Raw genomic sequence first — 24,781 nt, forward strand, 5'->3', positions numbered from 1 at the left:
ACGGCGTGGCAGGCATCAGTCTTGATAGCCGAAGAAGGCCTTGATCTCGTGCAGGACACGGTCGGGGGTCTCGTGCAGCATCCAGTGCCCGCTGTCGACCGCTGCTCCGGACACGTGCGGCGCGGCGCTGCGGATCCCGGACAACAATCCCTCGAACAGTCGGGCTTGGGCAAGGAAGTGAACGGGGAGCGTGAGCGGATCGGCCATGAAACGTCGGTTGTCCTCCTCGTCCTGTGTCCAGGCCTGGTAGAGACGCGAGCCGTTGTGCATGACGCCGGGGCGGGAGTAGGCGCGGGTGTATTCGTCCACCGCGTGCTGCGGCACCGGCTCTTCGACGCCGGGTGAGTTGGCCCGGTAGAAGTACTCGAGGTACAGCCGTTCGCGGCCCGCGACGAGCTGCTCGAACAGTGGCTCCTGGGAGTGGAACGAGAAGTGGTAGGACAGCGGCTTCACCTGTTCATAGGTCAGCTCTCCACCGGTCACGGGGAAGTCCATCATGAGAAGGCCGGAGAACTGTTCGCGCCACTGTGCGACGAGGGCGTACGCGACGGCGCCGCCCGCGTCGTGGGCGACAAGCTGGACTCCGCCGGTGTGACCCAGCTTCTCCAGGAGGCGGTGGACGTAGCGCGCCAGGGTCGCCTTGTCGTGCGACACTACATCGCCGCTCGAGTCACCGAACCCGGGCAGGTCGATGGCGATCACGGTATGTCCGGGGAGCAGGTCGGCCATGATCGGGCGGTAGGCGTACCAGGTCTCGGGAAAACCGTGGAGCAGCACGATCGGCTGGGGTCCATCGCCTCCCACGACGTAGTGCATCTGCAGGCCGTCGACGGTGGTGAAGCGGTGCTCGAAATCTTCGTTGAACTGGGCGTCGTCGCGTGTTGCAGCGTCGTACCCCTGGCTCAGTGGGGTTTCCGATGTGGGCAGTCCGGTAGTCGTCACGGGAGATTCTCCTTGGGGTGTCACGGGGTCAGGGACTCGTCGTTGAGGGCCGGGGTGAGCGGCGTCGGACGAGGGCTATAAGGGCTGTGAGTACGGCGAGAGCGGAGATGGCGCCGGCGAGGTAGAACGCCGGGGCGATGCCGGAGGCCACTTGGCCGGACTCCCCGGCTCCGACGTAGACGGCCACGATCACGGCGATGCCCAGGGAACCGGACACCTGCTGAACCATCTGCAGGAAGCCGGACATGGATCCGGTGTGTTCCGGCGGGAGACCGTCCATGATCATGACAGTGGCCGGGGTGAACACCAGGGCGGCACCGACGCTGTGGAGGAACAGAGGTGCCAGTACGCCGCCGGCGTATGTACTGCCGCTGTCGAGCTGGGCGAACCAGATGAAGCTGACCGCCACGAACAGGCTCCCGGCCACGAGCGGTTTCGCGGGGCCGACGCGCCGGATGAACGTGGGAACGAACTGGGTCACCGTGAGGATCGTGCCGGTGAGGGGAAGGAAGGCGAGACCGGCCGTGAGCGCGCCCATACCAAGGCTGCGTTGCAGGTACTGGACCAGTATGAACAGCAACGAGAAGTGGACTCCGACGATCAGTCCCATGACCACGAGTGCCGTGGCGCGGCCGGTGTGCCGCAGCAGCGTCAGGTCCAGCAGGGGATGTGCGGCACGCCGCTCGATCAGCACGAACGCGACGAGCAGGACGACGGCGAGGACGAAGGCGAGAACCGTCTGCACGGTCGCCCAGCCCGCTTCGGCGGCGTGGATGAACCCGTAGACCAGCAGCAGTGAGCCCAACGTCGCGGTGACGGCGCCCGCGATGTCGACACGCCCGCGGACCGGCGCGCTCTCGCGTACGAGTCGGTGGACCACCGCTACGACCGCGATGCCGACCGGAACGTTGATGAGCAGCCCCCACCGCCATGAGGCGAAGGCGGTCAGTGCACCGCCGAGGATGAGACCGAAGGATGAGCCGACGGCCGAGGCGGCGGTGAACATGGCCAGGCTGCGACGTCGGGCGGCCTCGTCCTTGGCCATGGACGTCAGCAGGGAGAGGACGCTGGGCGCGGCGATGGCCGCGCCCACTCCCTGAGCGACCCTGGCGATGATCATTGTGGACGCGTTCGGAGCGAGCCCGGCGGCGAGGGAGGCTGCGGCGAACAGCGCGGTGCCGGCGTTGAAGACTCTCACCCGTCCGAAGGTGTCGCCGAGTCGGCCGCCGAGGAGCATCAGGCCGCCGAAGGCCAGGGCGTAGGCGTTGGGGACCCAGGACAAGCCGGCTGCGGAGAACCCGAGTGCGGTCTGCACCTGCGGGAGGGCGACCGTGACCACCTGCGCGTCGAGTTGCAGCATCAGTTGGGCGGTAAGCACGGCGGCGACGGCCAGCACGGCGTGCGGCGGCACTTCGGCACGGCGGGCGGCAGCGGATGGGAGGGGCGCCGGTTCCGTCCCGGTGCTGAGCTCTTCATGGACAGGCATGGTTACCTCGGGGGTAGGGCACGAAGGGGACATCGATATGACTGCGACGGTCACCGCGTAGTGGTAGCCAACTCATCTGGTTTCGAGGGGATCTCTGAGTGAGCGGCCGCGAGTGGCAGGCCGGCGCCGCGCGTTCGGATCGCCACGGCTTCCGGCCCGCCAGGTGCGTGTCTCGCCATGGGTGCGGAGCGGGCCTGCCCGAGAGAGACATGTAGATGGCCGACCGCACCCTGCCCGCGGAGACCACAGGTGTGCCCGACTCCGCTGACAGAGCGGTGCTTGCGCCGGCAGGTCAGGCGCCGGTGACCACGCTCGGCTCGCCCGTGGTCCACGAGGTGTGCAGTACGCGGTGGTCGATGCGCCATCCGTCGTCGGTGCGGACGAAGGAGTCGATGTAGGTGCCGCCGGTGTGGTAGAAACCGGTGCCGCGGTGGTGGTGGGCGATGACCTGCGTCCGCGTGCGCACTCCCCCGGCGGTGGGCTCGAGCCAGATGGCACCCAGGAAGTGCTGGGTGGCATCGAGGCGCCCCATGAGGCCCCCGATGGCTCCTGCGATGTTCTTCGCCCCGCGCGCCATGACGCCGGTGAAGGCGTCGCCGCCCGGGATGTAGCTCTCGAAGGTGTTCTCGAGCGCTGCGGTTTCCGTGAAGGCTTCGGCGAGTTGCTCGAAGTTGCGGCCGTCCAGCGCCTCGACGTATCCGAGGAGCACCGAGCGGATCTCTGCTTCGTCGCGGTCTTCAATGTGCTGGTTGTTCAGTGCCATGGTCCTTGTTTCCTTGCTTCTGGCAGTGAGTGGTGCACTCGATGGCGGGTTGGGATCAGGGCGATGTGCCGATGCGGTGGTCCCGGAGTGTCGGCTGGAGGCGGTGGAGGCCTCCTCGCGGAGGCTTCGCTGGACACGGCCTGATGGGCGAGGCCGAGGATCTCGCGATCGAGCCTGTAACCGTATTGCTTACAGCGCAACTAAATCAGTTACACGTTCCGATGGCAAGTCGCGACGCCCGCCGATTCGATAGCCGCCCGCGAAGCAGAGACCGGTTGTATCTATTCTTGTTACAGTTGGCCGATGGGACCGCGGTTTCTGCCGGAAGCCCCCGAAGACGTGAAGGAGCAGCATGAGCGCGAACAGCCGCATGAGCCTGGCCGTCCACATCCTGACCTGGCTCGCGTATGACCGGCGCGGCACCGACAAGGAGATCGCGACATCGCAGCGCATCGCGACGAGTGTGAACACCAACCCGGTGGTGATCCGCCGTAGCCTGGGCCGGCTGAAGGACCATGAACTCGTGACCATCGATCACGGCAAGGGCGGCGGCTGGAACCTTGCCCGCGACGCCGCGTCGATCACCCTGCTGGATGTGTACTGCGCGAGTTCGGACGAGCCGGTCTTCGGGCTGCACGCCTCGGATCCGGACGCGGAGTGCTACGTCGGCTACGGCATCCAGCCCGTCCTGACCGGGATCTACGACCGGGCGACTGACGCCCTGCGCCAGTCCCTGGCGCAGGTGACCATCGCGGATGTGCTCCGCGAGACCCTGGCCGCGTACGCGGCGGGAGACCACCCTCCGCAGCAGCCGCAGGCCTCCGTCATCTGAAGCGGAAGTACTGCTTCGTACCCCAGACCACATTCATCCGGCTCGGCACGGTGCAGTTGCCCGTGCCTCTTTTCGTCGCCTGGTAGCCGCTCAGCCGAAGGTCGTGACCACCGCGTCCGGCACGCCGCGACCTGGCTTCCGCACGTGTCGTGGTACCTGAGTGCGGCACACCCAGAAAGTCACGCCCTTCCAACGACCGTGCACTGCGAGCAAGGTTTTGGACGAAGGCGCAGCCCGAACAGAGGCGCGCTGCTCCGCCTACCGCGGCGGTGGGCAGAGATCCGGCACCGCACACCTCGAGAGGCGCAATGCGGATGCGCGTGCCCGCTGTACCTGCCCGCGACACAGGGCGGACCGCCAAAAGCAAGGGGACCGCGTCGGACAACGTGCTCGGCGAATATCTCCGCCTCTGCCGCGCCGGGCTGGATCCGTCAACGGCTGGCCTGCCGGTCGTCGCACCGGGCCGCTGCTGGAGGATTCGTCCCCGGCAGTGGCCTACGCGCTGAGTCCCTGTTTCGACGTTCTGGCGGTCAACCGGCCCGCGCGAGGTCTGCGTCTCCCTTCGGCAGCGAATCGAACTTGGCCTGGGCGACGAGGTGTTCGCCGTGGCCATGGCGCTACGGGAGGGAGCACAAGGCGCGGCGCTCGGCGCCGACCCAGCAGCCCTCTCAGCCCTGCTGAAACTGCGTCAGATCCTGCCCACCCACATCGCAAAGCGCCTCGAGAGCCTGGACGCCACCGTCGAACACACCCCGCGCTGCGAGTCCCCCCGAGCCTCCGCAGACGTACTGCTGCTCCTGGCCTCCGTCTGCCGGGCATCCGAACGCGCCACACCCTGCGTGAAGAGCCCCACCAGTCTGGATGCCGCACATTCAGTCTGGTGGGGCTCTTCACGCGCGAAGACATCCGGGCGGCGGTACCCGGATCCGGGCCTGCATCAGCCACCAGCGAAGGACGGCCGCAGGGCGACGGCCGTCCTACCGGGCGAACCGGTCGAGGTAGCGCCCCGTGGCCCCGATGGTCTTCGGTTGCGGAGTGCTGGTCCCCGGCAGCCCCATTCCGTTCAGCAGGACAAAGTAGCTCTCGACCCCGACCGTCTCCTGGTCCGAGCTGTATCGGAAGCGGTGGTTGGTCACCAGGTGCCGTATGGGTTGCGGACCGGCCTCGATGAGCCGGACGATGTCCGCCCCGATCACCTTCTGGGGGCCGGCGACGAAGGTCACGCCCTGCAGCAGCATGTAGAAGGCCTCCCTGTCGCTGTCATCGACAGCCTGGGCGCGGGCCAGGATCATTTCCTGGATGGCCGCCCGGTCTTCGGCGGAGACGGTCGGCACCGGGTTCAACACGGCACGACCCCATCTCGGCTGAGGAAGACTCCGGTGGGCCCCTCAGGAGACGCCGAGTTCCTCTGTCAGCCGGGCGAGCGTCAAGGCCGAGTCGGCGTCCAGGAGTCCCCGACGCGGGCGTGCAGCTGGTCGCGGGGCACCATGTCGCCGCTGCCCTTGGGCCGGTGTCCCACCTCGCCGGCCGCCGACGACGGCTGCTCACGATAGGCGCGCAGCGCCCGCGCGGGCAGTGCTCCACGCCGGCAACCGTCACCAGGTGCGACGCGATCCTCGGATCCTTTTTGTTGTAGAAGTCCCAGGTCTTGGGAGTGACGTCCAACGCGGCCGCCTCCATCCGCTCCAGCAGGTCCTCCTCGTCATCGACGTCGGGGAGCGCCGGTACGGGGGCGCCGGCGGGGAGGGTTTCGGTCTGCTCGCCGGATCGGCCCGCCGCTGGGTCAAGAACGACCGCCTCAACCACGCCGGCTACCTCTGGGCCTTCTCCGCCCTCCGCGCCTCGCCCGGAGCCATAACCCACTACCGTCGCCGCCGCAACGAGCACGGGGACTGGCACGCTGCCGCCCAGCGCAACCTCTTCAACCGTATGCTCGGACAGAGGTTCCACTGCCTCCAGCGACGCGAACTGTTCGATGAGAACACCGCATTCCCAACTGCGTTGGCCGCTGCGGCTTGACGACTTGGGGTCGTGAGGTGTCTATGCGGTCACAGCACCAGAAGATCCCGTGAGTGCGTCATCGTGGCCCGGCGCGCTGCAACTCCTCGCGCAGGTCTGTCCGCTGTCTTGTGCCCTCCATGTCCTTGCGGTCAACGCAAGCGCACAGTCTTGAGGTTGCGGCTGCTTCACTCGGTTCGTCGCTGCGGTCACGGTGGGGCGGCGCCTGCTCAGCGCAGGTGTCCTCGATCTCTCCGATCCTCCGGAGGACCGGTGCTCGCCGTCCCGCACGAGAACGCAGGAGAAGCTGGATCGGGAGTGCGGAACGCGGATCGCGTTCATGCCGCATCCAGGCGCGCGAGGGGGAGGATGACGCGCTCGGTAATGTTCTCGGGCCAGGAGTAGGACGGGGGGACGATCCGCCGGTGGGCAAGTCCGTGCAGCCCCGCCCACAGTGCCGTCGCGTCGGCGGACACATGGTCGCTGGCGACCGTACCGGCGGCAACGCAGGCATCGAGGGCTTCGACGAGTACCAGCATGGACGGCGCACCCAGCATGACGAGGTCGGTCTCGGTCAGCGAGCTGTGTTCCAGCGTCGGTGCCCACAGGCCGCCGAACATCATGCGGTAGCGCTGGGGATGGTGCTCGGCGAAGTCGAGGTAGGTCTCGCAGACGGCCAGCAGCCGGCGGCGTGGGTCGGTGACCTCCTGCTCCGCCGCCGCGCCCAGCGCTCTCTCCAGGCCGGTGAACTCCCCTTGTACGGCGGCCAGCAGGATGGCCAGGCGGTCCGGGAAGTGCGGATAGATCGAGGGAGTGGCGATACCCACGCGGCGGGCCACCGATCGCAGGGTGACGGCGTGCTGGTCACCGGTCTCGTCGAGCAGTTCCGCCGCCGCGTCGATGATCTCGTCCCGCAGCCTTCCGCCCTCGCCTCGACGGTTGCGTACGCGGACTACTCTGATTCGGATTCCTTCACTTCGTTCACCTTCCGTCATGCCGGATGGGCCGGATGGGCCGGATGGGGCAGGCAACCCTGGCCCCTCTGTCCGGTGCAGCCGGCCTTCATCTTGGTGGGGCGCCGACCCAGGACCGACCGGACGGGGTCAGCCCAGGTGCTGGCGGCGGTGTTCGAGGAGGGTGGCGAGGGCGTAGGCGCCGCCGCCGGCGAGCGTGAGGATCCAGTAGAAGCCGGGATTTCCGAGGAGGAGAGCTGCGGTGGAGCTGAGAGCGAGCCAGGCGCCGAGGAGGTAGTGGAGCATGTTGCGGCGGGTGGCGCCCTCGGCGACATAGATCAGGCCGACGACGAAGCCCGAGCCGGTGGGCCACAGCAGGGTCTGTATATCGGGGTTGTCCAGGGCGGTGCTGAGGCCGGTGATGGCGAGGAAGAGGGCGGCGAAGGCGATGACCCAAAGGGCGCCAAGGAGTTGGCCGGTGCGGAGGGTGTGCGGGTCGGTGGTAGCACGCTGAGCGCGCAGGGCGGAACGGGTGGCCTGGACGGTGCCCACAGCGAGGCCGGTACCGAGGAGGGTCATGGGCAGCCAGCCGGGGAGGGCGAGGATGGGGGTGTCGCCCTGGGAGAGGGCGGCGGAGCCGTGGCCGAGAAGGTAGGCGAGGCCGAAGCTGATGTACGTGCCGAAGTTGTCGACGTCGGTCGTCGCAGGGCGGGCGGGGGCACTCTGGTCGACGGTGACGGACGCGGCCGTGGCAGTGAGGGACATGGCGATTATCTCCGGGTGGTGTCGGGTGGGCGGCGCGCGGGGAAACGGGCGGGTAGGGCAGGGGGCGAGGAAGGGCTTTGGTGTCCGGGGCGCCGAGTGTCAGGCCTCGGGGACGATGACGACCTTGCCCGCGGCGGTGCGGGATTCGGCGAGCCGCAGGGCGGCGACGGTGTCGGTCAGCGGGAACGTGGCGGCGATCTGCGGGACGAGGGTGCCGTCGGCGACCAGGCGCAGGACCTGCGTGAGATCCTCTGCCATACGGCGCTGCCAGGAGGCCCGGCAACGGCGCTTGCCGGCCCAGAAGTTGTAGAAGCCGGCGCTCTTTCCGTTCGGCAGGGCGTTCCACGCGTTGAGGCGGGCGAAGAGCTTGAGGACGGGGAGCTGGGAGTTGCCTTCCTCGTCCTTGCTGGCGGCGGTGCCGTAGGAGACGAGGGTGCCGCCGCGGCGCAGCAGTTGCCAGGAGTCCTCGATGGCGGGGCCTCCGACGTGGTCGAAGACCGCGTCCACGCCGTCGGGGGCCAGTGCGCGGATGCGGGCGTACATGTCTGGGTCGCGGTAGTCGACCGGGGTGGCGCCCAGTTTGCGCAGGGCGTCGTGGTGGCGGGGCGAGGCGGTGCCGATGACGGTTACGCCTGCGTGTGCTGCGAGCTGGACGAGGGTGGAGCCGACACCGCCGTTGGCGCCCAGTACGACGATGGTCTGGCCGGCGCGGACCTTGGCGGTGCGGTGCAGCAACTGCCAGGCGGTGATGCCGTTGACGACAAACGTCCCGGCGGCGGCCGGATCGACCTCGTCGGGTACGGGCATCAGGTCGGCGGCGTCGACGATCACGTGGCTGGCCCAGGCGCCGGTCTTGGTGACCGCGGCGAACCGGCGCCCGACCAGCGCGGCGTCTGCCTCCGGGCCGACCGCAGTGACGATGCCGACCACGTCATAGCCGGGCACGAAGGGGAACGGCGGCTGGTCGTAGTACTTGCCCCGGCGCATCTGCTGCTCGGCGAAGCACACCCCGGTGGCCTCCATCCGCAGGACGACCTGCCCCTTGCCCGGGGCCGGCAGCTCACGAGTCCGGGTCTCCAGCCCCTCGGGCTCCACCCTGCCGGGCAGGACGATCTCGGTCGCGGTGGCGGTGGTGCTGCGCATGGCGTGCTCCTTTGGGTTTCCGCCGTGTGTTTACGAGCGTAAGGCTATAGGCGTTAGGTCAAGCAGGGCAAGGGGCTACGGCAATAAACTTACGAGCGTTAGGTATAGCTGTGGCTGTGGGCGCCGTGCCCGTATGCGTGGTGCCGTGAGGCCGGCCGTGGAGAGCGGCTTGCCGGGATCTCGCCGGACAAGACTGAGCCGGCCGAACGGTGTGGGTCACCGCCCGGCCGGCTGGTCATCGTCTCCTCAAACGCGCGCGGCTGGTGTTCAGACGATCTGGAGCTGCTGGAGCATGTGCAGGCCGTCCGTGTTGAGCCAGTACTCGACGAACCGGCCGTCCCGGACGAGGAGAGTGTCGGTCCCGGTGAAGGTGACCACGGTGCCGGCCGGGGCCTTGGCGCCGGGGAAGCTGCCGTCGTAGGTGCCGGTGGCCGTCCAGCGCACGGACAGGTAGTCGCCGTCGAACAGCGGCGGGACCTCGACGGAGAACTTCAGGTCCGGGGTGTGCGATCGGCCGGCGCGGACGAATTCCGCCAGACCTTCAGCGCCACGGATGGCGCTGCTGTCACTCCCGTCGATCATGTGGCTGTGGACCTGGAAGCCGTCCGAGGCGACCTCGGGGGCGAGGGACAGATCGCCGTTCCAGAGCTGAAGCCAGGCGTCGAACAGGGCCTTGGCGTCCGCGTTGTGGTCGGTGGTCATGTGGTGCCTTTCAGGTTGTCGCGGAGAGTGGGGGTCGGTGGTCCCGCGGAGGCCGAGGCCATGGCGGGCGCGAGGGTGACGTCGCCGTCCGGAGCTGGAGCCGGGCGTCGAACAGGGCCTTGGGTCCTATCAGCAGCCGGTGCGGGCTTCGGCGGCGGCCTTGAGGTCCTGCAGCCAGGTCTCCAGGCCCGCGCCGAGTGCCTGGGTCGAGAGGTCGACGTCGGCCTCGGCCTGGTCGCCGGTCCAGGTCTCCTCGGTGCGGACGAGGGTGCCGCCCTTGACCTTGGTGAACGTCCATACGTGCGTGCCCTCGTCGATGTTGATGGCGTCGCTGGTCGCGGGTCCGCTCCAGCGGACGCAGTGGTCGCGCTGGATCTGCTGGACGGTGGAGGTGACCGTCAGGGTGGTGGCGGGTGTCGCAGGGGTGGCGGGCACCGGGGTGGTCCACCGGAAGGCGGAACCGGGGCGCAGGGGGCCGTGGTCGAGCCGCTTGCTGGTGGCGACGGCGTCCTGCCAGGACGGCCACCGCTCGACGTCCGTCTGGGTCTTGAAGACGGTGCTCGGCGGCGCGGCGATCAGGATCTCGGTCCCGTAGCGCACGAGGGCGTCGGGGTTGGTGCCCTGGCCGCGGCATTCGACGGCGCCGTCGTGATGGCCGGCGCGCGCCGGGGCGGAGGCGGCCTGGGCGGGTGCGGCGATGGCTCCGAGGGCGCCGCCGGCCGCGGCGAGGGAGAAGGTGAGCGCCGCGAGGCGCTTGCCGAGGCGAGAGCGGGTAACGGACATAAGTGGACCCCTTTGGTAACGGTCTGAATGACAGAAGTAATGGAGAGACGCGGAGATATGGGAGGGCGCGACCTGCGGCGTTCGCCGCCGCCGACTCCCGTCCCCACAACCGAACTTACGCCCGTAAGGCTACGCACGTAAAGCGAGAGTGGGCAAGAGATCACGCCAATAAACTTTTGCGCGTAAGGTTACGAAGGTGAAAGAGACCGATGTGACGAGTACGGACATACCGAAGCGAGCTGCCCGTGTACGCAACCGGCGCGGCGAAGGCGGCCGTCTGAGCGAGGACATCGTCGACGCCGCCGCCGCGCTGCTGGACGAGACCGGCGACGAACGGTCGATCACCCTGCGGTCGGTCGCCCGCAAGGTCGGCATCGCCGCCCCGTCGATCTACCCGCACTTCCCCGACCAGCCGGCCATCATGCTGGCCGTCGTACGACGCGAGTTCACCACGCTCGAAGCCCATCTGCGCGCGTCCGTGCGAGAGGCCGGTAACGACCCGAGCGACCGGCTGTATGCCCTGTGTCGCGCCTACCTCGGCTACGCCCAGGAGCACCCCGGGCGCTACCGCACGATGTTCGGCGGCCTGTGGATGCCGACCCTGGGCGACAGTTCACTGACGGAGGGCGAGCTCACCACGCTCGGCGCGACGGCCATGCAGTTCCTCGCCGACGTCCTCGCCGCGTGCGCCGCCGCCGGGCAGTCAGCGGTCGCCGATCCGCAGCAGGACGCCGTCACCCTCTGGATCTGCCTGCACGGCCTCGCTCACCAGCACGCCGCCACCCGCATCTTCCCCTGGCCCGAGGAGAGCATCCTCGACGCCATCATCACCAGGGTGGCCAAGCTGAACGAAGCGGGACGCCCGTGACCGCAGCCGTTGTTCGTCCAGGGGCTCGCGAGAGAGAGGCGCGTGCGACGATCGTGGTGTGGAGAGCCCTGATCCCTCGTTCCGAACGCTGACCGCTGGACAAGGGATGCCCTGTCCCGCGATGAGGGCTGGGCTCTGGTCCGGCAGTTGGCCCGCCGGGTTCTCGTCGAGGAGGTGGGCACATGGCAGCGGCCTCTTCCGGACATCAACGTTGTCCGATAGCGGCTTGTCCCCTTCGCCCGTCCCTCGTCATCCCTGGCGATAACGAGGGGCGGGCCCCGCGGGCGAGGCCCCTGGGCCGTCGTTTCTCCTGTCGCAGCGAGCGAGGTTCGTCGCGCGGAGCGGCATGAAGCGACCGAAGCGACCGAAGCGACTGAAGCCATCCATCAGTAGTCGGGGTGCTGGCCGCGTGACTCAACCTGTCACCCAACCCTGCAGCAGACCCGATGGGGTGACCGCTACCCAAAGGTTCGGCCCCTTCAGCCGCTGCTCGCGGCGGCTTGCTCCCTCTGAGCTGCGATGCCGAGCTCGGCCACGATGGCGGTGGCAGTCACGACCGGGTCCTGGTTGAGGCCTTCGGTGACGCGATCGAGGATCTGCTCGCGCGGGACAAGGTTGCCACTGCCCTGAGGACGGCTGCCGACGCGATGGGAGCCGCGGCCCGGGCGGGGGTGGCGAAAGGACCGCACCGCATGCCGCGGCCAGTGCTCCACTTCCCCGACCAACAGCAGGCGGCCGGCCACTGTGCAATCGCGTTTGTAGGTGTTCCAGGTCGTCACGCCCACACCGCAATTCGCGGCCGCCTCACGCCGGTTCAGCAGGTCCTCACCGCTCTCGTCCGCGGGCAGGACCGGCACCGGATCGCCGACGAGATGAGCGGCCGCCTGCTTACTGCCCCACAGCAGCTTCTGCGCCTCGGGCGAATTGACCGGCGCCGGGAACCCCTCAGCCGTGTAGGGGCGGTGTTGTGCAGCGTCCTCTCTGACACTCTCAGCACCCCCGCGAGATCCGCCAACGTGCCACTGCGCGGTCGAGGCCCGGTAGTTCAGCTTGTAGGTCCGGGTAGACGCAGTGCGCTGCAGCTCACGAGAGACCGTCGACAGCGCCCGTCCGAGCCTGCGGCGATCTCGCGGACGCCAACGCCCTGGGCATTCCAGACGGCGATGTCCTCCCGTTCGGGAAACGACAGGTAGCGCCCGGACACCTCATCAGGAAGCCACGGGTTCACACCGCCGGCGTGCCGGAACCAGCGGAATCCCACCGGCCCAAACACCCCGGCAGCACCGCACGCATCCTCGGTCTTGCCACCCCGAGCGATCGCCGTCCAGAACCTGACCCAGTCCTCACGCGAGGCCACCGTCGGCCTGCCCGGCGACGGCGTCAACCCCCGATACGCACGAACCTGCTTGTGCCGCTCCACAGAGCTCATCACTCCACCTCTCGATCAAGGTGTTGCGACGGTCAGTTGAATCCGTCCAGTACCGCAGTCGGGCCGTTACCACCGACGCTTGCCGAGGCCGGCGTCACCCAGTCCATGGGTGACGCCGACTCCAGCGCGGACAACACACTCGCCGAGTCGTTCAACGCGACCTGCAAACGGGAGATCCTTCAGGTCCGCTGGGCCTGGGACATCGAGTGCGAAGCCCATCCGGACCTCTTCCGCGCCAGCTGCAGCACTACAACGCCATCCGACGCCGCTCCCCCTCGACCACCTCAGCCCGATCACCTACGAGCGAGCACTCCGTACAACGCCAACTACGCTGGTCAAAGCCGCGTAACCCGTGCTCAGGTATCAGGGCCAAAGCCGCTCCGCACTCGGGTCAGGACCTCAAGCTGTAAAAAGCTATCGGCGAGTTGGGCTTGAAGCCGATGCGAGGATACACGGGCGCTCCGGCCGCGGTCGCATGCAGAGTGGCCCGGGTCAGCCCGGTGTTTCGGGCTCCTTCGTACAGCGCCTTGCGGGTCACCGCCTCGCCATAGCCCCGGCGCTGCCACTCCGGATCCGTGGCGACGAGGGCGACGAAGAGACGGTCCTCGGCTTCCACCGCCCCGGCACACGTCACTGGGACGCCGGCCCTCATGCCCAGATAGGCGTGCACCTCACTCCTCCAGAGCGTGGAGCCGCCGAGCCCGTCGCGACCGTCCGCCAACGGGAAACCGTAGGCACGCGAGTTGAGGTCTGCGTAGGCCTGGAGTTGTTCGTCGGTGGTCACGCGAACGAAGGTCAGATCGGGGTGGACCGGTTCCGAGAGAGGAAGCAGGTCACCCGCCATGCCCGTACCGGGGAAGGCATATTCCAGCCCCGCTTCCTCTACCGCCGTCTCCAGCACCGCACGTGCTCCGTCATCGAGAAGATTTTCGAAGAGCCACAGGAATCCCGGGTGCGTCTTCGACCGCATGACATCCGCGGCCTGCCGCAACCGCCGCTCCAAGAGCGTCGCGCCGATGCTCACATCGGTCAGCGTCACGCAGTTCCAGAAAGCGAACCGGCAGTCGGCCCAGCGGACAGCGATGCCCGGAAGGTCCCTCACGTCCGCAGCAGGATCACGATCGGTCACCATGGCCCGCCAGACCGTGGCGAGTTGTTCCACCGACTCGACCGATTCCGAAAGATCAGTCACTGCGCCTCCATAAGAATTCGAGAAGCCTTGAGATACGCTGACGAATCTGACCGTCGTCAGCGCTGGTGGGCGCTTTCCCGAAGGGCCCCAGTCAGCCTCGTACGCGAGCCGTTCCCTCATCGTGCCACCGCGCGCGCTAGGCAATGGGATCAGCTGGCCCTGTGGGACGAAAGACATCTCACATCATGTCAGCCACCAGCACCTCGGCTGCGTCCCTGCCGTCATCCGTAGGATCGCGCATGCCGCACTCGCGCGATGCGCAGAAGCGTGGACGCCGCCCTGTGGTGGTCGGCTCCCTCATCCAAACCCGTTCGCCTGGGCCTGTCGGTCCTATGACTGACAGGGCCTGGCGGGGGCCAGCCGGGAAGCGGCCGGGAGGCGCCAGCACCCCGGAAGCACGACCAGCGGCGGGTGCGCCGGGGGCGAGCGAGCGGGCGATGCGACACCCATGTCGAATTCGTCGCAAGGGATTCACATCGCGGCACCACAAGCGAATTTATTGACGCTTTCAGTGCTCGAAATATCAAGTGCCAGAAGAGGGAGGGATTGAGGTGGGCCCGCTGGCGCGACTCCTGACACGGTATCGGTGCGCGCCTATGGCCTCGAACGCAACCCTTCAGTGAATGGGATCACGTGTTCGGTGACGAATTCCTCGCCACCGCCATCCTCGACCGACTCCAGCACCCATGCGACGTCGTGTCTGTCAATGGCCTGAACTACCGGCTGACTTGTCGCCATCGAACGCGACATCAACGTTACTTGATCAATCGCCCGGGCCGGGCACTCGGGACGCCGTCCACGGCTGAGCACGCCGGCCCGGAAGTTCCTTGTCCAGCCATTCCTGGACGGTTCGCCGACGGCGACCGGATTTCCTCGGATGTGCCGAGCGGACGTCGGCGACGGGGCGGGATCCGGAACGACCAGCCAGGCAAGCCGGAACTTCGCGTCGTACCGCTGACGCTTCTCTGCCATGCACATCCTCTGAGGGCCTCCACGCTCCGAGGAAGATCTCAGTCCGTGTCTCTGTGGGCGCCGCACCGGCCGCGCCCAGCCGGATCCGCCGGTCGACAGGACCGGCCCCTCGGCCACCGAGTCGGCGAGTGGGCCCTTGTCGGCATGCTCAAGAACGATCTACGTGTCGCTCCCGCGCCAGTCCTCGATGCCCTGGTTGCTCAGTCCCAAGTTGGGCAGCATGGTGCCTATTTGACCGGCGCCCACTCGGAAGGTGAGTCCGATGTCGTCGGTCAGGGGGATCGCGAGGACGCGATGTCCGGAGCCACGCAGGGTGGTGGCATCGGCGATGAGGATCACGTCGGCGACTGTGTCACCTCGGTCGGGGTGGGGGCGGACCTGTGCCATCACCTGTTCGGGCGTGGCGTCGGCGAAGGCCGGATCGTTCACACAGGTGAGCTGGTCAAGGAAGTTGTCGCTGGTATCCCCGTTCACCGGTTGGGACACTTGCTGGAGTAGTGAGCCCCAGGCGGCGTCATCGGTGAAGTCGGTGCGCACCAGCAGGTCCCACTCATGGTCGAGCAGAGGGAGTTCGTGGGCCGGGCGGGTGTAGCGGGGCGGGTTGGCCAACGACTCCATCTCGACGCCCATGGGCTCATAGAAGGATTCTTCGTCTGGTTCTTCGTCTTCCTCAAGGTCGTACTCCAGATCGGCGGGCGCCGTGTCGACGAAGCGTTCGATGGCCCAGGAGGCGCCAGGGTGGCCCAGCGCCAGGTACGTCATGGCCGACTGTCGCGGCGTGATCCAGAAGGAATCGACGTCTTTCTGATAGCAGGTATAGGCCAGCAGCGGGCGCGCCTGCGCATTGTTCGTGGTCCGGTCGTCGGTGAGCAGTATCAGATTTGGCACCCAGGCTCCGGGCTGCTGTTCCAGGGCCGCAGTGACATCTTCGACAGTCGCGCCCCGCCACGTCGGGTCGTGTGCCACGATCAGGCGCCGCCGAAGGGACGGCTGCGTTGCAGCATCGGCCACGGCTTCGTGACCGGCCGCTTGTCGCATGCCGGGCAGTTCGCCCATGCGCGAGAGAACGTCGTTCCAGACGTCGTCATCGTCGCCGGTGTGTATCAACAACATCCCGGGCACACGGACCGCGTCTTCGGGAGGAAGGGGCAGAGGGGAACACATGGACTGGCACCTCATGGGATCGGCTGTCGGACGGTCGGGCTGTGGTGACGGGCATGGTGCTTTTAGTGGTGGGGTGCCGGTGCCTCCGGCGCCGGCCAGCGTCTCGACGCGAGCCGGTCCTCATACGCGCCAAGAGAGGGGTGGGGGCTCGACATCGCCTGGGCAGCTCACCGATCGCTCACCGCCTCGCGAAGTCCGTCAGAAGGTCCCGAGCGGGTTGACGGAGAGTTCGGTCAGGCCGTGAACACGTGGGGCACCCGGCCGTTGAGGGCGAGGTCGGGCAGGGCGCCCCGGGGGCACGACGCCTGCGGCGAATGCTCCGGCACAGCCGTGTCGCACACTGGCCGGCGTCACGCTTTCCGCTGCAGCGTGCCTCGGGTAGATGTGTTTGTTGTGGATCTGGTGCCTCAGGGCGTCTGGCCGGGTCGAGCGCGGATGAAAGTCGGCCACCGGCATCGCGTCCGCCGACGTGGACACTCCCGCAGCGCATCATGAACTGCCGCACCGTCTAGTCGTTGGTTTTCTGGGGCTGCGCCCGACGCCCTGATCGCGGCCTCTGAGAGCGATGTCGACGGAGCATCCGCGGTGGGTGGTACGGACGGGAAACGGTTTTGTGGTCATCCCTGTTCGACCGCTGGACGCCTCCAGTCCGGCGATCGGCCGGCGAACCCCAGCAGTCGATCCAGCGCCGGAGCGCTCGCGTGCACCGGCACCTCGGCGGCGAACGGCATCCCCTCGCCGCCCCGGTATTCCGGCTTGATCTGTTGTGCGAGCAGGGCGTGCGCCACCTCCGATGCTGCGGGATCGGGCTGCCATGACTGACCGGTGGCACGGGCGGCGTCCCAGCCGTGTACGACGGCCTCGGCGAGCAGCATGCTGAGGACGTGGTCACCTGGAAAGGTGCCCCCCAAATCCGGCACCTTCACGGAGACCGTCTCGACGCCGTCGGCCAGTGCGGCGCGTACGGCCCCCGACAACAGCTCGATCGCCGTACGCAGGACTTCCGGCTCGTCGGGACCGACGTACGCCCGGGGATCCGGCCGGCCCCGCCGGTCGTCTGCCGGGTCGGCCAGTACGACAGTGAAGTAGCCGATCCCGCCGAGCAGGTGTCGGCGTAGCCCGATCACGTCGAGACCCTCGCACGGTGTCGGGGCCGTGTCATGCTCCGGAGCCATCCCGCCGATCACGCGGGCCAGATCGTCGAGCACGGGAAGAACCGGGTGAAGGGACATGGGTTTCCTGTTTGGTAGATGAGCGAACGGCGGAAGTTGGGAAAACGGAGCGGCCTGACCACAGAGGGGGCCGCGCGGGCTCTCTTATCAAGCTTCGCCCGAGCGACCTCACGGCCTCATTCACCCCCGTAGTCCACGAGCTGATCAGCCCCTGCCATGAACCGGATCAGCGCCTCGGGATCGTAGGCGTTCTGCCAGTGGTGAGTTATGCGGCCGTCGACACCGAAACGCCATAATCCGCAGAAAGGCATCGCGAAATTGCTTTCCGCGGCATCAGGAGCTTTGGCGCGGAAGACACCCATGACGGTCCCGAAGTGTTCGTTGGCGCCGATCCAGTCGATGTCCGCAACCAGGGTGCCACTCGTCGCCTTCGCGAGAAGGTGCTCTCTCTCCGTTACCTTCTTCTTCCCGTGCAAGATCGACACGTCTGCTTGAAGGTCGCGTTCGGCCACGTGATAGATGATGTCGTCCGCAGCATAATCTCCGATCTTGGTGAGGTCGGCGTAGAGCTTTCGAAGCAGTTCGACATGCGGATGCTCTCGCATCGAGATATCCCTTCCATCAAGCAACGGCGAATGCGACGCAGAAAAGGCCGTCACCCGACCCGCGCCACCCGGAGAATCTAACGGAGTCCTCTCAGGACACAGCGGCCGCAGGGGACACGGGCTCGACCGTCACCTCCAGGCGGTCGAGGCCGCGCAAGCCGTTGTTGATCATCGGCCGGTGGTCGATGATGTCGAAGCGGGCGACCCGGTCGGCGAGCCTTTCCAGCAGCGCGCTCATCTCCAGCCTGGCGAGGTGCATCCCGACGCACACGTGCTCGCCCCGTCCGAAAGCGAGGTGGTCCGAAGGGCGGCGGGTGATGTCGAAGCGCGTCGGGTCGGCGTAGTGGCGTTCGTCGCGGTTGGCGGAGGCGTAGAGAAGCGCGACCCGTGAGCCCGCCGTCAGCGGGACTCCGCCGATCTCATGGTTTTCGGTGAGTACGCGGCTGAACTGGGGCACCGGGGTCTCCAAGCGCAACGACTCGTTGATGGCGTGCGGGATCAACGAACGATCCTTGCGAAGGAGGTCCCATTGGCCGGGGTTCCGGGCGAACAAGGCGACCGCGTTGGCGATGGCGAGGATGGTCGTGTCCAGGCTGGGGGTGACGTAGTCGAGCATCATCACCGGGCACTTGTCGCGCGGGATCTCTCCGCGGTCGGCGGCCTCGTAGAGCTGCGCGGCCCAGCCGTCGGGGTGGATCTTCCCGGGCACGGCGTCGTTCATGGCGAAGGCCATGAACTCCTCGACGGCCGGTCCCGCCGCGGCCGCCCGGTCATCGGCCGGCCCCTGGGTGTTCCAGATGGCCGCGGCCCACTCCAGCATCTTCTCCCGTCCCTGATCGGGGAGCCCGACCAGATCGGACACCACGGTCATGGGCAGATACTCCGCCAACTCGGTGACCACCTCGAACCGGCCCCGCCCGACGACCCGTTCCACGACCCGGTCGGCTTCGGCCTCGATCCGCGGCGTCACCTCGCGCATCCGGTCCGGCCGCAGCGGCCGGCCCAGCACCGAACGCATCGCCGTGTGCTCGGGCGGGTCACTGCACAGCGTGATCCCCTCCAACTGCGCGTTCACCTCCCGGTCCACGAACACCCCACGCGCCGACGAGAACGTCTTCCAGTCCATCAGCGCGGCGCGCACCTCGTCGTAGCGCGGCAACGCATACATGTCGTAGCGGGACAGGTACACCACAGGCCCGAGGGCACGCAGTTCGGCATAAAGGTCGTATGGGTCGGTGCGGGCCGATTCGGTGTAGAGATCGACGTCGCTGACGGGTATGTGGGGCAACGATTCTCCAAGAAGCGGGTGTAGTGGGCACCGCGGCGAGCAACTCAGTGGTGCAGGGAGACAGGAGGGGAGAGCGGCGCTGAGGCGTCCGCGCTCACCGGCGCGTCAGAAGCGAACGGCGTGCTCTCACCAGTCCCGTTGTTTGTTCGGTGTCGACCCTCGTGCGGGCCCGCGAGACGGTTCGGATACACGGAGGGCATGCCAGTGGGCTCCTCCGGCACGTGCGGTCGAGAACGGTCCAGCCGAACGGGGACCTGGGGAGAATCTCTCTCGCGGCGGGGCTCCTTCGCGTCGGTAAGAACTACGTATGTCGCGCGGGATGCCGGGACGCGCCGAGACGGTGGACCTCTTCCGTGAAACGGTCGCTGTCCAGGCGGATGGTCCGGGCGCACTGCTCGGGAGGCACGTCAGGTGCTTGCTTCCACGACGGCATGACGGCTGGCGAAACCGTCGGTGGCGCACCGGGTCTACGTGATTCGCGCCGACGCGAGAGTCTTTCCCGGCGCGGAACGGTGGCCTCATGAAACGACGCACAGCGCTGAAGGCCCTCGGGTTCGGCACCGGGGGCGCGGTCGTCCTCGCCGGTGGTGGTTCCGGCATCTACTACTACGCCGCGAAGCAGGACACGGTCGGCGAGGTCGCCTTCGACAAGGCCCTGCCGATCCCGCCGCTGGCAGCGTCGGAGAACGGCGCGCAGGGGGCCCGGGTGTTCACAATCGGTATCCGATCGGGCAGGACCCGGTTCAAGGCCGGGGCTACCACCCGTACTTGGGGCGTGAACGGTGCGTACCTGGTCCGACGATTCGTGCGCGGCGCGGCGAGCAGGTCGAGTTCGTCGTGCGCAACGGCCTCGATCAGGGCACCTCGCTCCATTGGCACGGGGCGCACCTTCCCGCGGTTATGGGCGGCGGCCCCCACCAGGTCCCCGGCCGGGGGGACCTGGCAGCCGGGCACTGCACTGCTGTGTCGCGTTGACCTCGGTGGAGGCACCGGTACCGGCAGCACGTCTGGCACAGCTGCACGACGTCTCGCCCAGCCACCTCGCCAAACAGCTCCAGGCACTCTCCCGCGCCGACCTCGTCCGGTCGGTCCAGGGCAAGGCGGGCGGCTACGTCCTCACCCGTTCCCCGGCGCAGATAACTGCTCGACGTCGTGGAGGCCGTCGACGGCCCCGGCCCGGCCCTCGTCCGCACCGAGATCCGCCAGCGCGGCCCACTGGCGGTCCCGGCGCAGTCCTGTGCCGCGCCGTGCGTCATCGCGCGCCATGGCCGACGCCGAGACCGCTTGGCGCACCGCTCTGCGGTCCACGTCCATCGCCGACCTGGCCCGCGATGTCGACTCCGCTGCACAGTCCGGTATCAGCTCCTGGCTCAGCAAAGCCGGGGCATAACGCGTCCGGCTCTGGGGGCGATGCGAGGTTTCTCCTGTCGCAGCGAGCAGGCATGTCGCGCCGGGGCGGCATGAAGCGGCTGGGTCGATCCCTCAGCGACCGGTTACGGGCTACGCCACTGAAGAGGCAGCGGAGTTCGTGTCGCGACGAGATAGCCGCACTGCACACATTCAACCCCTGCTCGCCGCAGCTTGCCCGCCCGGCGGGGCGGGCCTGAACCCGGACTTTCCCCTGAGCCACCAGCCGGTCAGCGCTGCCAGCAGCAGCGTGATCGCGCCCCCCGCCAGCAGAGCGACGCGCGGCCCGCTCCACTGGGCAAGCGCGCCGAGCAGGAGCGCGCCCACCGGACCGCTGCCGTAGAAGACGGAGTTCTGCACGGCCAAAACCCGTCCCCTCACCTCCGGGTCCGAGCGGAGCTGCAGGGCGGCACCGGAGACGGTGGTGAACACCATGGAGGCGGCGCCGACCGGGATCAGCAGGAGGGCAAAGACCAGGTAGCTCGGGGCCAGGGCGGTCGCGGCGCCGGTCAGGCCGGTCACGGCCGCCAGGGCCGTCACCGCCGCGCCGCCGGGCTCGGGGAAGCGGGCAGTGAGCAGGGCGCCCAGAAGGCATCCCACGGTGACCATGGAAGGGAGCAGGCCGTATCCGGACGGGCCCAGGCCGAAGGCTTCGGTGGCCATCAGCGCGTTGGTCACGGTGAACTGCACACCTACCGAACCGACCACCGCAGACGTGACGATCACCGCCGTCAGATGCGGGCTGGCCCGCACTTCCCGCAGGCCGGGCAGGAAACCGCGCGGCGGAAGAACCGTGACCCCGGTGGTCTTACGGGGCGGGACACGGATGCGCAGCAGCACGGCGACGACGAAGACGAAGGTGAGCGCGTCGACGACATAGACCCAGCCCAGGTTGGCGCGCCCGATGAGGAGACCGGCCAGCAGCGGTCCGGCGATCTGGCCGATGTTGAACAGAGCCGTATATAGGCCGATGGCCCGGGACAGCCGGGTCTCCCCCACCATGTCGGCGAGGAGCCGCTGCCGGGCCGGGCCGGTCACCACGGTGACCAAGCCGGACAGGAACGCGATCAGATACACCTGATAGGCACGCACCGCCCCGGTGAACGCCAGCACCGCGGTGACCGTAGACAGCAACACCTGGGCGCTCTGGGTGGCGATCAACACGCTGCGCCGGGGCCACCGGTCGGCGAGCCAGCCGCCCCACGCGCCGAACAGCAGCACCGGCGCCAGCTGGAACGTGGCCAGCAGTCCCAGCAGCGAGCCCTTGGCACCGGTGGTTTCGAGCAGCAGCCAGGACTGTGCGACCTTCGCCATCGACGTGCCCAGGCTGGACACCAGCTGGCCGACGGCGACGGACCGGAAGGCGCGCAGCCGCAAGGGGGCGAGGAAGCCCCCGTCGGACGGCTGGACGCCTGGGTCGGCGGTGGCCGTCACGCGCCGCCCCCGTGGCCCGGCGCGGGATCCAGCCACAGACGGCGGATCACCCGCCGCCCCTCGAAGGCCGTACGCCGGTGCAGCACGGTCCAGTTGTCGAGCAACAGGCAGTCTCCAGGCCCCAGTTCACCGGCGGGGACCGTCCCCTGCTCTGCGGCCTCGCGTACCGCCTCGTGCACGTCCGCGAGCGCCATGGGGTTCCCGGCATCGGTCATCCGGTCCTGCCGGTAGCGCACTCGGCCGGGCCGGGCCACACCCGGCACCGGCTCCAGAGCGGGGGCGGTCAGTGTCCCGTCCTGGGCTTGATAGCCGACGAGCGCGGACAGCCGTGCAGGATCGAGGAATTCGGTGGGCAGCAGATCCAGGGCGCCCCCCTCGTCGGCCTCCTGGACGAGGATCGCCATCCAGCGGGGCGGTGCCGGCACGAAGGTGGCATCGGTGTGGAACCAGAAGTCACCCAGCTGAGCGACCAGTTCGGTGTCGTCGCCGCGCATCCCGATGACGACGTCCCGCACGGTCACCAAAGGGATGCCCACCAGGGACGCAATGAAGTCCGGGAGGTCCGTGCCGTCCCCGGTGTAGCGGAACTTGAGCGCGCGCGACGGGCTGGTCGGCTCGGTGGGCGGCCACAGGTGCTCCAGTTGTGTAGCGCTCACCGCTCGTGCCCCAGCTTGATGTAGTACATGGCGTCCGCATCGGCGCCCACCGCATCCAGCCCGAGGAGTTCGGCGGCCCGGCTCTCCGAGACGGCCGGGGTGAGCCAGCCCGCCAGGCCGAGCTGGTAGGCGGCCTGGAGCAGTTCCTGCGCGAACTCGCCCACCTGGATGAGGAGGTTGAGGTAGGCGCGGGAGTGCCGATACAACCATTGGTAGCGGTCCCACTGCACGGTGACGAACACGCTCACCCCGCCGCCACCGATCCAGTTCTGGCCCTGGATGGTGGAGGCGATCTCCTCCACGGAGGGCTGCCGGCCGGTGGCGAGCAGGGAGTTGTCGGCGGGGTCGTACTGATAGACCCCGTTCGGGACGCCTTCGACGCCCTGGACGACGACGTAGACGTGCAGCCACGTGTAGAAGGAGTTGAGGAGGAAGTACGGGTCGCCGGACGCTTTGGAGTCCTCGGCCATGCGGACGTTCGCGGTCGCGTGGTGGAGCAGGGCGCCCAGCGTCTCTACCGGCACCGGACTCCCGGCGAACTTGCGGACGCTGCGCCGGGCGAGCATGGAGTCCAGGCTGTACGTGATCGGTTCCTCGGGAACGGGCAGCCGGTGTGTCCACGCGGGTTCGACGCGGAACCGCTCGGGGTAAGGTTCGGCATCCTGGAAGTTGGCGATCTGTCCGCGGCGGAACACCGACAGGCTGCTCAGCGGGCGGCCCTCGCCGACCGGCTCGACGTACGGCAGGTCCTGCTGTGAGTAGAGCAGGAAGGCGGCGCGGGACCAGCGGTGCCGTTCCCAGCGGAACATGTGCTCAGCGGTGTCGGCGTCGACCAGCAGGCCGGCCGCGACCGCCTCCGCGGTCTCCTCGGCCGAGTAGCCCGCGGCCTCGGCCTCCGGCGTGGTGCGCGGCTCCAGGTGGAAGTGCAGCAGTTCCCAGGCCCTGAGGGCCAGGCCGCGCAACCGGGCCCGCTGGGACAGTCCCAGGGCGCAGACGGTGTCGTCGCGCCGCTCGTGCGCGAAGAACAGGGGTGAGGCGACCAGCCGGGTGGCGGTCCGGGACGGTGTGGTGGGGGTGGGGGTGGAAGTGCTCATACGAGGGTCCCGAGGAAGAGGGGGATCATACGGTTCACGTCGATGCCGAGCAGGTCGGCGATCGCCGCATCGTCGAACTTCTGGTACGTGTAGCCGCCGACGCCGAGGCGTTTGATGACCGTGCGGTACGCCATCAGCGTGTGGCCGACGTCGATGAACGGGGCGCGGGCCGACCGGGCATCGCGGTAGCGCCACATCGCTCGCTCGACCAGGGAGCAGAACACCAGCAGCCCGAACGGCTTCCGGTGGAACTTGTCGAACAGGTCGAAGCTCGCCGTCCGGAACGCCTCGCTGTGGTCGCCGGGTCGGACCACGTCGAGCCGGTGCCGCTCCACGTTGTAGTGGTGGACGCCAGGCGGGATCGACGCCCCGGGGAAGGTCACCAGGAACGCCTCTGTGGGATGCCGGGCGCCGCCGGAGGGTACGGCCTTGCGCAGGAACTCGCCCTGGACTGCGAACGGCCGCCGGGTGCGTTCCCCGAACACCACGTCCATGAGCACCGACAGGCCTTCGGTCCCGCGCTGCTCCTTTGCCGACAGCATCTCGAGCAGGGCGTCCGCCGACTCGCCGGGGCCGAGCTTGCGCAGCGCGATGGAGTCGGCCGAGGCCGGGAGGTCCATGGTGATCGGGGGCGGCGCGCTCTCCTTGACGTACTCCTCCATACGGGCGTCGTCGGCGTCGAAGGCTCCCTCCTGGTCCATCTGGAGGAAGGGGTAATCGCGAGTGGAGGCGTGGTAGCGGTAGGCCTCCTCCCAGCCGAACCGGCGCCATGCGCGGGCCTGTTGAGGTTCCTGGTCCGCCGTGAGCAGGACGTCCTCGGCGAGCAGCGCCTCGAAGAGGTCGTCAGCGATCGGTGCGAGCACCTTCTCGGACCGCCAGCGCGCGACAATCTCGGTCCGGGTGCCCTGGTCGGGCAGCAGGGTGATCGCCCAGGCCACGCGGATGTCTCGCAGGATCAGCGGCGGGGTGGCCGAGCCCGTCTCGGCTATCAGGAGTCGCTCGCCCTCTATCACCGCAGGATGGACGAGCAGGGTCGGATGGGGCACGTACGTCTGGGCCGCGGCCCTGGTTGCTGAGGAGCGCGTTGTCGTGGTCACAGCGGGATCTGCCTCCATCGATGAGGCCGGGGCCCG

General features: G+C 68.3%; 23 protein-coding genes and 2 pseudogenes. 5 read left to right on the forward strand and 20 right to left on the reverse strand.

What is annotated here, in order from left to right:
* Positions 1–15: 15 nt before the first annotated feature.
* The 3 genes from ABD366_RS36060 to ABD366_RS36070 all read right to left on the reverse strand — a co-directional run bounded on the left by ABD366_RS36060 (position 16) and on the right by ABD366_RS36070 (position 3,191).
* Complete coding sequence (locus ABD366_RS36060; protein ID WP_324773058.1) at positions 16–942, reverse strand: alpha/beta hydrolase; 927 nt, start codon at positions 940–942, stop codon at positions 16–18.
* A gap of 28 nt (positions 943–970) precedes the next feature.
* Positions 971–2,428, reverse strand: a complete 1,458-nt coding sequence (locus ABD366_RS36065; protein WP_324773056.1) for an MFS transporter — start codon at positions 2,426–2,428, stop codon at positions 971–973.
* A 292-nt stretch (positions 2,429–2,720) separates the two neighbouring features.
* Entirely contained in the window at positions 2,721–3,191 is a 471-nt protein-coding gene (locus tag ABD366_RS36070; RefSeq protein WP_324773054.1) for a nuclear transport factor 2 family protein, read from the reverse strand.
* A 352-nt stretch (positions 3,192–3,543) separates the two neighbouring features.
* Here ABD366_RS36070 and ABD366_RS36075 point away from each other — a divergent pair, with 352 nt between their 5' ends.
* Positions 3,544–4,023, forward strand: a complete 480-nt coding sequence (locus ABD366_RS36075) for an Rrf2 family transcriptional regulator (RefSeq protein WP_324773052.1) — start codon at positions 3,544–3,546, stop codon at positions 4,021–4,023.
* Between the two features lie 977 nt (positions 4,024–5,000).
* Here the strand turns inward: ABD366_RS36075 and ABD366_RS36080 are convergent.
* On the reverse strand, positions 5,001–5,369 hold the full coding sequence (locus ABD366_RS36080; RefSeq protein ID WP_324773050.1) for a nuclear transport factor 2 family protein: 369 nt from the start codon (positions 5,367–5,369) through the stop codon (positions 5,001–5,003).
* Positions 5,370–5,625: 256 nt separating this feature from the next.
* On the opposite strand from ABD366_RS36080, the gene ABD366_RS43655 reads away from it, so the two are divergent.
* The gene (locus ABD366_RS43655) at positions 5,626–6,042 is read left to right on the forward strand and encodes a hypothetical protein (RefSeq protein WP_411293832.1); all 417 of its coding nucleotides are present in this window, start codon (positions 5,626–5,628) and stop codon (positions 6,040–6,042) included.
* Between the two features lie 317 nt (positions 6,043–6,359).
* Here the strand turns inward: ABD366_RS43655 and ABD366_RS36090 are convergent, their stop codons facing one another.
* From ABD366_RS36090 to ABD366_RS36110, 5 genes are all read right to left on the reverse strand, one after another.
* Positions 6,360–7,016, reverse strand: coding sequence for a TetR/AcrR family transcriptional regulator (locus tag ABD366_RS36090; RefSeq protein WP_324773048.1), 657 nt, complete (start codon positions 7,014–7,016; stop codon positions 6,360–6,362).
* Between the two features lie 108 nt (positions 7,017–7,124).
* Complete coding sequence (locus ABD366_RS36095; protein WP_324773046.1) at positions 7,125–7,739, reverse strand: ABC transporter permease; 615 nt, start codon at positions 7,737–7,739, stop codon at positions 7,125–7,127.
* Between the two features lie 99 nt (positions 7,740–7,838).
* Positions 7,839–8,882, reverse strand: a complete 1,044-nt coding sequence (locus ABD366_RS36100; protein WP_324773044.1) for a medium chain dehydrogenase/reductase family protein — start codon at positions 8,880–8,882, stop codon at positions 7,839–7,841.
* Between the two features lie 267 nt (positions 8,883–9,149).
* On the reverse strand, positions 9,150–9,584 hold the full coding sequence (locus tag ABD366_RS36105; RefSeq protein WP_324773042.1) for an ester cyclase: 435 nt from the start codon (positions 9,582–9,584) through the stop codon (positions 9,150–9,152).
* Positions 9,585–9,713: 129 nt separating this feature from the next.
* Positions 9,714–10,367: an SRPBCC family protein gene (locus tag ABD366_RS36110; protein WP_324773040.1), complete on the reverse strand. Its 654-nt coding sequence runs from the start codon at positions 10,365–10,367 to the stop codon at positions 9,714–9,716.
* A gap of 196 nt (positions 10,368–10,563) precedes the next feature.
* Here ABD366_RS36110 and ABD366_RS36115 point away from each other — a divergent pair, with 196 nt between their 5' ends.
* Positions 10,564–11,235 carry a TetR/AcrR family transcriptional regulator gene (locus ABD366_RS36115; protein ID WP_324773038.1) on the forward strand — a complete coding sequence of 224 codons (672 nt, stop codon included), beginning with the start codon at positions 10,564–10,566 and terminating at the stop codon, positions 11,233–11,235.
* 479 nt (positions 11,236–11,714) lie between these two features.
* On the opposite strand, the gene ABD366_RS36120 is transcribed toward ABD366_RS36115, so the two are convergent.
* From ABD366_RS36120 to ABD366_RS36155, 7 genes and pseudogenes are all read right to left on the reverse strand, one after another.
* Entirely contained in the window at positions 11,715–12,092 is a 378-nt protein-coding gene (locus ABD366_RS36120) for a hypothetical protein (protein WP_324773114.1), read from the reverse strand.
* A gap of 159 nt (positions 12,093–12,251) precedes the next feature.
* Positions 12,252–12,664, reverse strand: a pseudogene (locus ABD366_RS36125) (helix-turn-helix domain-containing protein); the annotation flags it as partial.
* 391 nt (positions 12,665–13,055) lie between these two features.
* Positions 13,056–13,856: a GNAT family N-acetyltransferase gene (locus ABD366_RS36130; RefSeq protein ID WP_324773110.1), complete on the reverse strand. Its 801-nt coding sequence runs from the start codon at positions 13,854–13,856 to the stop codon at positions 13,056–13,058.
* 1,131 nt (positions 13,857–14,987) lie between these two features.
* On the reverse strand, positions 14,988–15,992 hold the full coding sequence (locus tag ABD366_RS36140) for a DUF6924 domain-containing protein (RefSeq protein ID WP_324773036.1): 1,005 nt from the start codon (positions 15,990–15,992) through the stop codon (positions 14,988–14,990).
* A 617-nt stretch (positions 15,993–16,609) separates the two neighbouring features.
* A complete protein-coding gene (locus tag ABD366_RS36145) occupies positions 16,610–17,224 on the reverse strand; it encodes a TIGR03086 family metal-binding protein (RefSeq protein WP_324773034.1) in 615 nt (204 codons plus the stop codon).
* A 116-nt stretch (positions 17,225–17,340) separates the two neighbouring features.
* Positions 17,341–17,769 carry a nuclear transport factor 2 family protein gene (locus ABD366_RS36150; RefSeq protein WP_324773032.1) on the reverse strand — a complete coding sequence of 143 codons (429 nt, stop codon included), beginning with the start codon at positions 17,767–17,769 and terminating at the stop codon, positions 17,341–17,343.
* A gap of 91 nt (positions 17,770–17,860) precedes the next feature.
* Positions 17,861–19,057 carry a cytochrome P450 gene (locus ABD366_RS36155; protein ID WP_324773030.1) on the reverse strand — a complete coding sequence of 399 codons (1,197 nt, stop codon included), beginning with the start codon at positions 19,055–19,057 and terminating at the stop codon, positions 17,861–17,863.
* Positions 19,058–19,528: 471 nt separating this feature from the next.
* Between ABD366_RS36155 and ABD366_RS36160 the strand changes: the two genes are divergently transcribed.
* Positions 19,529–20,032: a multicopper oxidase domain-containing protein gene (locus ABD366_RS36160; RefSeq protein WP_344443185.1), complete on the forward strand. Its 504-nt coding sequence runs from the start codon at positions 19,529–19,531 to the stop codon at positions 20,030–20,032.
* Positions 20,011–20,447 (forward strand): annotated as a pseudogene (locus tag ABD366_RS36165) (RrF2 family transcriptional regulator). The gene ABD366_RS36160 and the pseudogene ABD366_RS36165 overlap by 22 nt, the downstream one beginning before the upstream one ends.
* Positions 20,448–20,617: 170 nt before the next feature.
* Here the strand turns inward: ABD366_RS36165 and ABD366_RS36170 are convergent.
* From ABD366_RS36170 to ABD366_RS36185, 4 genes are read right to left on the reverse strand one after another with little or no spacing between them, the layout of a single operon-like run.
* Positions 20,618–21,898, reverse strand: coding sequence for an MFS transporter (locus tag ABD366_RS36170; RefSeq protein WP_324773028.1), 1,281 nt, complete (start codon positions 21,896–21,898; stop codon positions 20,618–20,620).
* Complete coding sequence (locus tag ABD366_RS36175) at positions 21,895–22,554, reverse strand: TauD/TfdA family dioxygenase (RefSeq protein ID WP_324773026.1); 660 nt, start codon at positions 22,552–22,554, stop codon at positions 21,895–21,897. The genes ABD366_RS36170 and ABD366_RS36175 overlap by 4 nt, the downstream gene beginning before the upstream one ends.
* Complete coding sequence (locus ABD366_RS36180; RefSeq protein ID WP_324773024.1) at positions 22,551–23,648, reverse strand: SagB/ThcOx family dehydrogenase; 1,098 nt, start codon at positions 23,646–23,648, stop codon at positions 22,551–22,553. The genes ABD366_RS36175 and ABD366_RS36180 overlap by 4 nt, the downstream gene beginning before the upstream one ends.
* Positions 23,645–24,745: a SagB/ThcOx family dehydrogenase gene (locus tag ABD366_RS36185; protein ID WP_324773022.1), complete on the reverse strand. Its 1,101-nt coding sequence runs from the start codon at positions 24,743–24,745 to the stop codon at positions 23,645–23,647. The genes ABD366_RS36180 and ABD366_RS36185 overlap by 4 nt, the downstream gene beginning before the upstream one ends.
* Positions 24,746–24,781: the final 36 nt, after the last annotated feature.

The sequence above is a fragment of the Streptomyces kunmingensis genome (genome assembly GCF_039533535.1).
GTDB classification, from domain to species: domain Bacteria; phylum Actinomycetota; class Actinomycetes; order Streptomycetales; family Streptomycetaceae; genus Streptomyces; species Streptomyces kunmingensis.